Consider the following 9,849-nt stretch of genomic DNA (forward strand, 5'->3'; position numbering starts at 1 on the left):
TGCCTTTTGGGGATCGGTCCTGTATATAAATGTATCCATATGATGAAAATATCACCTATTTTTTACATCTCATGCGGACATATCCATACAAATGTATCCAATTAGCTGATACGCCTTGCGGATAGCCCCGGCCGCCGATGCGGTCGGGATGTCATGAAGGAACAGGCATGATGCGTACCATTCCTCTGGATCCCCAGGCATCATGGGTGCAACTCTGCTCGACACAGGATGACTGGGATGCGATGGATCCTGCCATTCTGGATACAATGCTGGTCCGGCTCAGCCTGATACGGGCGTTTGAAGAAAGTGTCCTCGATCTCGCGGGAAATGGCCTGGTCCATGGTCCGGCCCATTCCTCCATCGGGCAGGAAGGCGGCGCGGTGGGAAGCATCCTTCCCCTGTTGCCCGGCGATCAGGTCAATGGATCCCATCGGGGACATCATCAGTTCCTCGCCAAGGCGCTTGGTTATGTCGCGCAACAGCAACCCCTTGCGCGCGATGCGCCCTTTGACGGGGCCATCCGCGAAACCCTGCAGGGCGCGCTTGCCGAAATCATGGGGCTTCGGAACGGTTTCTGTCTCGGGCGTGGCGGGTCGATGCACCTGCGATGGGCCGAGGCCGGGGTAACGGGAACCAACGCCATCGTTGGCGGCGGCGTGCCACTTGCGGCCGGGGCCGCATGGGCGGACCGCATGGCGGGGACCGACAATGTTTCGGTGACCTATTTCGGGGATGGGGCGGTCAATATCGGTTCCGTCCTTGAAACCATGAACCTTGCGGCGGCATGGAAACTTCCGCTGGTGTTTTTTATCGAAAACAATCTCTATGCCGTCTCCACCCATGTTGACGAGGCCACGGCCGAACCGCGCCTGTCATCGCGGGGACTGGCCTTTGGCATTCCGTCATGGCGGGTCGATGGCATGGACCCTGTCGCCACGTACATGGCGATGCAGCAGGCGCTGTCGGTCTGTCGCGCGGGACAGGGGCCGGCGGTTATCGAAGCCACGGTCTATCGTTATTTCCACCAGAACGGGAAACTTCCCGGCAGCGCCTTTGGCTATCGTGACAAGGGGGAGGAGGCCGCGTGGCGCGAGCGTGACCCGATAGAGCAGGTCGGTCGGGAAATGATCCGGCGCGACCTGCTGACGGCAAAGGATATCTCCGACCTGCGCGAACGCTGCCGTGCGGTCATGGAGGAAATCTCCGCCGAACTGACGGTCATGGAGGGCAACCGCCGCGCCGTCCGTTCGGATCTGTGGCCAGCAGCCTCCTTCCGGGATGTGGGGATCCGCAGCGACCTTGACGAGATCAGTGCCCTGCCGCGCCTTTCGCAGGGAACGGCGGGAGAAAGCACAAAACGAAAATTTGTCGATGTTGTCGCCGATGTCATGAACCGACGGATGGAACAGGACCCCCGCATTGTCGTGCTGGGCGAAGATGTCCATCGCCTCAAGGGCGGGACAAATGGCGCCACGCGTGATCTGGCCGCCAATTTTCCGGGCCGCGTGTTCGGGACGCCAATCAGCGAGAACGCGTTCATGGGCCTTGCCGGCGGCCTTGCCATGGATGGGCGTTTCAGGCCGGTGGTGGAGTTCATGTATCCCGATTTCATGTGGGTGGCGGCGGACCAGGTGTTCAATCAGGTGGGCAAGGCGCGGCACATGTTTGGCGGCGCGATTGATGTTCCCCTTGTCCTGCGCACAAAGGTCGCGATGGGAACGGGATACGGATCGCAACATTCCATGGACCCGGCAGGTATTTTCGCAACGGCACCCGGATGGCGCATCGTGGCGCCGTCATGTCCTGCCGATTATGTCGGGTTGATGAATGCCGCCCTTGCCATCAATGATCCGGTGCTGGTGATCGAACATGTGGACCTGTACCAGCAGATGCTGCCGGCCCCCATCGATCTGGATGGCATTATCCCGCCCGGATCGGCGGCATTGCGCAGGTCAGGCAGTAAAGTGACGGTCATTACCTATCTGGCGATGGTGCAGCCCGTTCTCGATATTGTTGATGAACTTGATGCGGATGTGGACGTCATTGATCTGCGCTGGCTTGATCGCGCCAGCCTTGACTGGGACATGATAGGAGAAAGCATCCGCAGGACAAACCGTGTGCTTCTGGTGGAACAGGGCGCGCGTGGAACGTCCTATGGCGGCTGGCTGGCGGACGAGATCCAGCGACGCCTGTTCGACTGGCTGGATGGCCCGATCATGCGGGTGACGGGTGGCGAAGCCTCACCAAGCATTTCGAAAGTTCTGGAACGCGCGGCATGTGCCGGACGGGAGGAAATCAGTGCTGCCCTCGGGGAACTTCTTGAACTGGCCTAGCGGCCATTCCCGGAGAGGTCTTCTGGCACCGGTCCCGTTTATCTATGGAGACTGCAATGCAGGAATTTACAGGTCGTGCCCTGCTCCTGACCGGGGCGGCAGGGGGCATTGGCCGCGAAATCGCCGCGCTTTTTTTCGCGCGTGGGGCCAGCCTGCTTCTGGCGGACCTTGATGAGGGCGCCGTCACGGAGATGGCGCGCCAGATGGACCCGAAGGCGGAGCGTGTCATCGCGGCACGTTATGACGCGGGCCGCGAAGATGATGCGCAGGACATTGTCGATCGTGCGGTCCATCATTTTGGTGGCATTGATTTCGTGGTGCCGGGTGCAGGCATTTACCCGGAATGTCCGGTCGTGCGGATGGATGCCGCCGACTGGCGCAGGGTCATTGCCATAAACCTGGATAGCGTCTTTTACCTGTGCAAGGCGGCCATGCCCGCTTTGCGCGATGACAGCGCGATCGTGACCCTGACATCCGTCGCCGCCCATCGTGGCAGCCAGAACCATGCCCATTATTCCGCCTCCAAGGGCGCGGTTCTCAGCCTGACGCGTTCGCTTGCCATGGAACTTGCCGGGCGCACGCGCGCCAATGCGGTGTCACCCGGGATCATCGAGACCGCGATGACACGTGACCTTCGCGGCCAGAAAGGCGAGATGCTCAAGGCCCAGACACCGGCCCGCCGTTTCGGCCAACCCGGCGAAGTGGCGTCCGTCGTGGCGTTCCTGTGCGGGAATGATGCGAGTTTTGTCAACGGGGAAGTCATTCATGTCAATGGCGGCCTCTATATGGCCGGGTGACGCCTGTCAGCGAGGTAGACCTTCATGGCTGTCAATATTTTCATGCCGGACCTGTCCGCATCCTCAGGGACGGTTACACTGGCCCGCTGGCTCCGGGCCGAAGGGGATGCGATTTCTGCCGGGGACATCCTTGCGGAGATGGAGGCGGACAAGGCCACGATAGAAATAGAAGCGCCAGCGGACGGCATCCTGGGGCGTATCCTTGTCCCGGACGGTACACAGGGCATCTGCGCGGATCAGGTGGTCGGTATCGTTGTCAGGTCGGATGAGAAGGTTCCCGACATATCCGGCATGGATGTCCGAACCGTACCGAACCCGGCGCAGGAAACTGTGGCGGAGGTTCCTTTGCCGGTCAGGGAGGAGAAGGCCCACGCCCCTGTTGTGTCAGGCAGGGAAACACGGGCACGTATTTTCGCATCCCCTGTCGCACGTCGCCTTGCGCGCCTGCATGAAGTGGACCTGAAGCAGGTCGATGGCAGCGGGCCACAGGGCAGGATCCTGCGTCGCGACATCGATCGCCTGCTGTCCGGTAGTAAAACGGTTGCTCAGGAAACGGAAAAACCGAAGGACGAAGGTGACCGTGTCGCCATGTCGGGCATGCGGCGCGTCATTGCGGAGCGCCTGACGAAAGCCAAGCAGACGATCCCGCATTTCTATGTCTCGGTTGATGTGCAGGTCGATGCTCTGCTGACGCTGCGTGATGAGCTCAATCATGTTGCGCCAGCGCCGCCGTCCCCGGATACGTTTCACCTGTCGGTCAATGACATGCTGATCCGTGCCGCCAGTGCGGCATTTGTCGCGGTGCCGTCGATGAATGTCATGTATTCCGCGGATGCGCTGGTATTCCCGCAGCAGGTTGATATCGCTGTCGCGGTCTCGGTTCCCGACGGGCTGCTGGTGCCTGTCCTGCGTGATGCGGGGCGCAAGTCGCTTGCCACCACCAGCAGGGAGGTCCGTGCCCTGATTGAACGTGCACGTGCGGGAAAACTGCGCGCGGATGAAATGCAGGGTGGCTGCTTCACGATTTCCAATGTCGGGATGTTCGGTGTTGATACGGTCACCCCCATCATCAACCCGCCCCATGCCGCGATACTTGGGATCGGGGCCATCAGTCGCAGGCCGGTGGTCAGGGAGGAGCAGTTTGCGATTGCGTCACTCATGACCTGCACCCTTTGTGTCGATCACCGCGTTGTCGATGGTGCACTGGCCGCGCAATGGCTGGGCACATTCAGGAATATCGTTGAACAACCCATAAGATTGCTGACCTGACAAACATTTTCTTCAGATGACGCCCCGGAAGAAGGGCGCGGGAGACAGGATAATGGCTGACAGCAAATTACGGTGCTACATGCCCGACCTTGGCCGCCTGCTGGAGCAGTTGCCCAAGAACTGGGGGCGGTGGGGAAAGGATGACGAGGTCGGTTCCCTTAATTTCCTGACCGCGCAGGAAGTCCTGCGCGGTGTTGCCTCCGTAAAGCAGGGAAAGGTATTTACGCTGGGTATCCGTATCGCAGCGCCGGAAGGGGACCCGATCTGGCCCGGACGCGCAACGGCGCACCGGGTCAATGTCATGGATCGTGCCCATTTCATGTGTGGCAAGGCGGAACCCCTGTCCGGTGGGGGCGAATGGGCCGATGACATGGTGGTGATGTACCTGCAGGGATCCAGCCAGTACGATGCGCTGGGCCATGTCTGGTACGACAATACACTCTACAACGGCTATCCCGCGACGACGACGGTGGGGGCAATGAGCAAGGCCAGCGTGCTGCCCATCGCGGAACGTGGCGTGGTCGGGCGCGGTGTGCTGATCGACATGGCGCGCTTCCGGGGCAAGGACTGCCTGGACCGGGGCGAGACCTTCACGCATGAGGATCTTGAGGCCGCCGCCGCGCAGCAGGGCGTCGAGATCATGCCCCATGACGTGCTGGTGATCCGCACGGGCTGGATCGGGAAATTCTATCGCACGCCCAAGGAAGAATTCTACAAGGACTTTCTGGAACCCGGCCTGACCTACAGCCCTGAACTGGTCCACTGGTTCCACAAGAAGGAAATTCCCAACCTTGTGACCGACACGATCGCCAACGAGGTGACCGTCGATCCCGAAAGCGGGGTTGTCCTGCCGCTGCATTGTGCGCTGATGCGTAATCTCGGCATCACCTTTACCGAGATCATCGCCCTTGATGCGCTGGCGGAGGACTGTGCCGCCGATGGGCAATGGTCCTTCCTGTATACTGCTGCCCCGCTGAAGGTTGTCGGCGGTTCCGGCGCGCCTGTGAATCCGGTTGTCATAAAATAAGAATACCGTTCAGCGGAGAAAATCCATGGAATCACTTTCCGGTAGCACGGCGCTGGTCACTGGCGCGGGATCGGGCATCGGCCGTGAAACCGCCATCGCCCTTGCCAAAGCAGGGGCTGTCGTCCTGGTCAATGACGTGGCGCAGCAGGCGGCGCAGGCGACATGCGCCGCCATTGGCGAAGCCGGGGGACAGGCCAGTCCCTATGTCGCATCCGTGGCCGACCCGGATGCCGTGCGCAGCCTGTTCCACCAGTTTGACGAGGAAGGAAAAACCCCTGACATCCTCGTCAACAATGCGGGGATCAGCGGGAATGGCCCGACACTCGACCTGACGGATGAAAGCTGGCTGCGTGTGGTGGGCATCAACCTCAACGGCCCGTTTTTCTGCAGTCGGGAGGCCGCACGCCGCATGGGCAGGGCGGGCAGGGGCACCATCGTCAATATCGGCTCGATCTATTCCCTTGTCGCGGCACCGCAGCGCCTGTCCTACTGCACGACCAAGGCCGCGATTGCGATGATGACGAAATGCCTTGCGCTGGAATGGGCGGATCTTGGCATCCGCGTCAACTGTGTTGCGCCCGGATATGTGGACAGTGCCCTGACACGTGAACTTGCGGCGTCGGGGCGACTGGACATGGCCGCGCTGGAACGGCGCACCCCGCAGCACCGCCTTGGCAAGGCGAGCGAGATCGCGGATGCGGTGCTGTATCTGTGCGAACCGCGCAGCGCCCATGTCACGGGTCATGTCCTGTCGGTGGACGGTGGCTGGACGGCGAATGGATATCTGTGAATCCCGCGCCTGCCGCAGGGTTTCGCGTAATGAAAGAAGGTCGTCATGGACCAGTCCCGTCCGGTTCCGGGGTTCAGATGGCGTATTGGCTGTCTGCTCGCCCTTGGGGTTTTCGTCAATTATATCGACCGTATCGCCCTTTCGGTGGCATCGCCGCAGATCCAGGGGGAATATGGCCTGACAAACATTCAGCTTGGCTGGCTTTTCAGCGGGTTTTTCTGGGTCTATGCCTTCGCCCAGATCCCCAGCGGGCTGCTGGCCGATCGCTTTGGTGCGCGCGCGACAATGCGCCTCAGCACGGTGCTGTGGACGGTATCATCGGGGTTGATGGCGCTGGCACAGGGGTTCGCGGGGTTCTTTGGCGCGCGCATGCTGCTGGGACTGGCGGAGGCGCCGGCTTATCCGGCCGGTACAAAAGCTACCGGATACTGGTTCCCGCGCAGTGAACGCGGAACGGCGACGGCCGTGTTTGACGCTTCCGCGCGGTTTGCCAATGTGGTGGGCGTCCCGCTTGTCGCACTTGTCGCGGTCCATCTGGGCTGGCGCTGGTCATTCGTCATGACCGCATGTTTCAGCCTGTGTTACGCGGTTGCCTTTTTCCTTGGCTATCGCGATCCGTCACGGCATCCGCGCCTGACGGCGGCGGAACATCGTTACATACTGGCGGGCGGGGCCTGTGCCGAAGGGATGGCGACGGCCGGAAGTGGCTGGGCCACCATTCCCCACCTGCTGCAGCAGCGCAAGATCTGGGGCATCATCCTGGGCTTTGCGGCATACGGGTATTTCTTTACGCTGTTCCTGACATGGATGCCGAACTACCTTGTCCGCGAACTGCATGTCAGCATGATGCAGTCCGCCATCTACATCATGATACCGTGGGGTGTCGCGACCCTTGGGGAACTGTTTGTCGGGGGCTGGCTGATTGATGCGCTCTGCCGCCGTGGATATGACGACACATGGACACGCAAGGCCATGCTCATGCTGGGTTTCATGCTCGGCATGGCGATGATCGGCGCCATTTTTACGCATCGTCCCGGATGGGCGGTGTTCTGGATATCCATCTCCCTCGGTGGCCTGTCCAGTGCCGCCCCGATCATCTGGAGCCTGCCTTCACTGGTCGCGCCGCGCGGGGTCGGGGGCACGGTGACCGGGATTGCGAATTTCGTCAATAACGGCGCGGGGATCATCGCAACCGTCCTGACAGGATATCTGGTCAGCCTGACCGGATCGTTTGGTGCGGCGTTCCTCTGCGCATCGGTCATGCTGGTGGCGGGATTTGTCGCTATTGCCATACTTGTGGAATCCTTTACACCCGTTGACGAACCGCCAGCATGCGGGATGGCCGTGCCCCTTTCGGGACTGGCGGAGGACGGGCCGGTGAAATCCTGATGGGGGTGGAAACGTGATTTTCCATGCAGGGTAACGTATGACCGACAATGCAGCCTCCCAGCCACTTGCCCCCACGGCCCGCCGGATTGCCGATGCGCTGCGGCATGATATCCTGGCGGGCGTCCTTGCACCGGGAACACGCATTCGTCAGGAAGATTACTCCGCCCATTTTGGCGCCAGCCGCATCCCCGTCAGGGAAGCGCTCAAGGCCCTGCAGAGCGAAGGCCTGCTGACGCTTCAGGCGAACCGGGGCGCATGGGTGGCCCATATGAACCAGGCGCAATGCCTGGAGATCTACAAGATCCGCGAACGCATAGAGCCCCTTGCGCTGAGCGAAAGCACGCAGCGCATGCCGGCGGCGGCGATGGATGGGCTTGAGGCGCTGGTGGAACGCATGGAACAGGTTACGACCGTCGAAGCGTTCATTCCGCTGGATCGGGAATTCCATCTGCGCAGTTACGAATATTCGTCATTGCCTGAACTCAACGCCATGATCGTGCGCTACTGGAACACGACACAGCAGTATCGCCGGGCCTACATGAATGAGGTCGGGTTCAGCCTGCGGACGATCGTTGATTCCGAACACAGGCTGTTGATGGATGCAATCCGCCGGCGTGACAGTTACAATGCGGAACGCCTTTTGCAGGTGCATATCCGCAGGACACGCCTTGAATTCGAAAAGAACGAAGCTGCCGTGGCTGGTCAGATGTAACGCCAGGGCACCTTGGACGGAAGGGATGCGGTCATGGTCGGATTGCCGGGGTTGCGCGGTGTGGAACATGTCGGTTTTACCGTGCCGGATATTGAAGAGGCCACCAGTTTTTTCGTCAATGTCATCGGGTGCGAACATGTCTATTCCCTCGGTCCGTTCCGGTCTTCTGACGACTGGATGGCAACGCACCTGAATGTTCCTGCCGATGCCATCATGCGGGAGTTGAGGTTTTTCCGGTGCAGGAATGGTCCGAACTTTGAAATCTTCCAGTACGAGGCCTCGGGTCAACGCCTATCTCCCCCGCGCAACAGTGATGTCGGGGGGCATCATCTGGCGTTCTATGTCGATGATTTCGGGGCGGCGCTTGCATATCTGAAGGGGCATGGCATACGGCTGCTGGGGGAGCCAACCTACCGCGATACCGGGCCGAGTGCGGGCCAGACATGGATATACTTTCTGGCCCCGTGGGGGATGCAGCTGGAACTGGTCAGCTTTCCTCAAGGGAAGCTGTATGAAAAAACGGCCACGACCCTGTTGTGGCAGCCGTCCGCGGTTTTGTGACGGTAATATTCCCCCATGGAGAAGCAACCCGTGCGGGGCTGGCCCCGTTATGACGGGCAACGAAATTCCTGCAGGACACAATCAGACATTCATATCGGTACACGCTTTGAAGATGTTTCAGGTCGGTTGCATTGATGGCGCGCTGATTCTGGCAAGATGTGATCACAAAAAGTGTTGTGTAGGAATATTTGTTATATTCGTGGCTAACAATCAATAAAAATAATTCACGAACCCGGTAAAAGCCAGACTGATACATGCCTTGAACATGGCCGTACGCATCAGGTCCGCGAACAGGTGCGGGACCGTTCCGGATTGATGCCGATGGTTCATGGATCTCCGAAAAAATGAACGGGCAATATTTGATATCATCAGGTCTGGCTTGATTCAGGTTCATGATCTTCGTCAGGATGAGGTTCAGGGCATGCGCGTCCTTCATGAATCATTTTTCCCGTCCGTTTTGAATTGCCTGCTTTCGGTCATATGGCGTTCATGTAACCGGAAAGTCATGAAACTGCCGTTCCGGATTGCCGCCTGTCTGGTCTGTGTCTTTATGTACCAGTCCGTGGCCGTGGCGGCGGAGGATCCGAATGCAACGGTACAGTCCGTGCAGGATACTCAGGAAAAGCAGGCCCAACCCGCGACGCAGAATTCGCAGGATGTCAAACTTCCGCGCTGGATCAGGAAAATACTGGGCGAAAAGACCAAGGCCAAAGGGCCGCCGGAAGTTTCCAACCCCACGCCCTACGGTGAAACCCAGCCGACCACGCCGTTGTACCAGACCATCCCGGGCTTCCTGCAGGCGCCGTATGGTCCACCGGCATTTGGTCCACCATTCGGCACGACCCATCTGGAGGGTTCTAAAAACCCCCTGGTTTTGAGGTCTTCTGTATGATTCTATTTCTTCTGCGTTGATTGAGGGAATGGCGATATGAAGCAGCCTGGTTTTTTTGATGTTGAAGAGCGGCTTTCCC

Annotated in this window: 10 protein-coding genes; 9 read left to right on the top strand and 1 reads right to left on the bottom strand. The window is 59.8% G+C overall.

Going from position 1 to position 9,849, the window contains the following annotated elements; all coding sequences use genetic code 11:
* The first annotated feature begins 167 nt into the window (after positions 1-167).
* The 8 genes from KMAL_RS08825 to KMAL_RS08860 are packed head-to-tail and all read left to right on the top strand — an operon-like array spanning position 168 to position 8,878.
* Positions 168-2,333 (top strand): alpha-ketoacid dehydrogenase subunit alpha/beta, encoded by a 2,166-nt coding sequence (locus KMAL_RS08825; RefSeq protein WP_110095342.1) that lies wholly within the window; start codon positions 168-170, stop codon positions 2,331-2,333.
* Between the two features lie 56 nt (positions 2,334-2,389).
* Positions 2,390-3,130, top strand: coding sequence for an SDR family NAD(P)-dependent oxidoreductase (locus tag KMAL_RS08830; RefSeq protein ID WP_110095343.1), 741 nt, complete (start codon positions 2,390-2,392; stop codon positions 3,128-3,130).
* Positions 3,131-3,154: 24 nt separating this feature from the next.
* The gene (locus tag KMAL_RS08835; protein ID WP_110095344.1) at positions 3,155-4,399 is read left to right on the top strand and encodes a dihydrolipoamide acetyltransferase family protein; all 1,245 of its coding nucleotides are present in this window, start codon (positions 3,155-3,157) and stop codon (positions 4,397-4,399) included.
* Positions 4,400-4,451: 52 nt separating this feature from the next.
* Positions 4,452-5,426, top strand: a complete 975-nt coding sequence (locus KMAL_RS08840) for a cyclase family protein (RefSeq protein ID WP_110095345.1) — start codon at positions 4,452-4,454, stop codon at positions 5,424-5,426.
* Between the two features lie 25 nt (positions 5,427-5,451).
* Positions 5,452-6,216: an SDR family NAD(P)-dependent oxidoreductase gene (locus tag KMAL_RS08845; protein WP_110095346.1), complete on the top strand. Its 765-nt coding sequence runs from the start codon at positions 5,452-5,454 to the stop codon at positions 6,214-6,216.
* A gap of 45 nt (positions 6,217-6,261) precedes the next feature.
* Positions 6,262-7,605 carry an MFS transporter gene (locus tag KMAL_RS08850; RefSeq protein WP_110095347.1) on the top strand — a complete coding sequence of 448 codons (1,344 nt, stop codon included), beginning with the start codon at positions 6,262-6,264 and terminating at the stop codon, positions 7,603-7,605.
* A gap of 37 nt (positions 7,606-7,642) precedes the next feature.
* Entirely contained in the window at positions 7,643-8,317 is a 675-nt protein-coding gene (locus KMAL_RS08855; RefSeq protein WP_110095348.1) for a GntR family transcriptional regulator, read from the top strand.
* Positions 8,318-8,350: 33 nt separating this feature from the next.
* Positions 8,351-8,878, top strand: coding sequence for a VOC family protein (locus KMAL_RS08860; RefSeq protein ID WP_110095349.1), 528 nt, complete (start codon positions 8,351-8,353; stop codon positions 8,876-8,878).
* Here KMAL_RS08860 and KMAL_RS16930 read toward each other — a convergent pair.
* Positions 8,805-9,314 carry a hypothetical protein gene (locus KMAL_RS16930; RefSeq protein ID WP_146044186.1) on the bottom strand — a complete coding sequence of 170 codons (510 nt, stop codon included), beginning with the start codon at positions 9,312-9,314 and terminating at the stop codon, positions 8,805-8,807. The two genes, KMAL_RS08860 and KMAL_RS16930, sit on opposite strands and share 74 nt — an antisense overlap.
* A gap of 69 nt (positions 9,315-9,383) precedes the next feature.
* On the opposite strand from KMAL_RS16930, the gene KMAL_RS08865 reads away from it, so the two are divergent.
* Complete coding sequence (locus KMAL_RS08865) at positions 9,384-9,770, top strand: hypothetical protein (RefSeq protein WP_146044187.1); 387 nt, start codon at positions 9,384-9,386, stop codon at positions 9,768-9,770.
* Positions 9,771-9,849 lie beyond the last annotated feature (79 nt).

Origin of the sequence: Novacetimonas maltaceti (genome assembly GCF_002906255.1) — a bacterium.
Taxonomy (GTDB): domain Bacteria; phylum Pseudomonadota; class Alphaproteobacteria; order Acetobacterales; family Acetobacteraceae; genus Novacetimonas; species Novacetimonas maltaceti.

What these genes read in the sequence shown, in the direction of transcription:
- KMAL_RS08865 (WP_146044187.1), top strand. Translation starts at nt 9,384, where the DNA reads ATGAAACTGCCGTTCCGGATTGCCGCCTGTCTGGTCTGTGTCTTTATG.
- KMAL_RS08825 (WP_110095342.1), top strand. Translation starts at nt 168, where the DNA reads ATGATGCGTACCATTCCTCTGGATCCCCAGGCATCATGGGTGCAACTC.
- KMAL_RS16930 (WP_146044186.1), bottom strand. Translation starts at nt 9,314, where the DNA reads ATGAAGGACGCGCATGCCCTGAACCTCATCCTGACGAAGATCATGAAC.
- KMAL_RS08860 (WP_110095349.1), top strand. Translation starts at nt 8,351, where the DNA reads ATGGTCGGATTGCCGGGGTTGCGCGGTGTGGAACATGTCGGTTTTACC.
- KMAL_RS08850 (WP_110095347.1), top strand. Translation starts at nt 6,262, where the DNA reads ATGGACCAGTCCCGTCCGGTTCCGGGGTTCAGATGGCGTATTGGCTGT.
- KMAL_RS08845 (WP_110095346.1), top strand. Translation starts at nt 5,452, where the DNA reads ATGGAATCACTTTCCGGTAGCACGGCGCTGGTCACTGGCGCGGGATCG.
- KMAL_RS08830 (WP_110095343.1), top strand. Translation starts at nt 2,390, where the DNA reads ATGCAGGAATTTACAGGTCGTGCCCTGCTCCTGACCGGGGCGGCAGGG.
- KMAL_RS08835 (WP_110095344.1), top strand. Translation starts at nt 3,155, where the DNA reads ATGGCTGTCAATATTTTCATGCCGGACCTGTCCGCATCCTCAGGGACG.
- KMAL_RS08840 (WP_110095345.1), top strand. Translation starts at nt 4,452, where the DNA reads ATGGCTGACAGCAAATTACGGTGCTACATGCCCGACCTTGGCCGCCTG.
- KMAL_RS08855 (WP_110095348.1), top strand. Translation starts at nt 7,643, where the DNA reads ATGACCGACAATGCAGCCTCCCAGCCACTTGCCCCCACGGCCCGCCGG.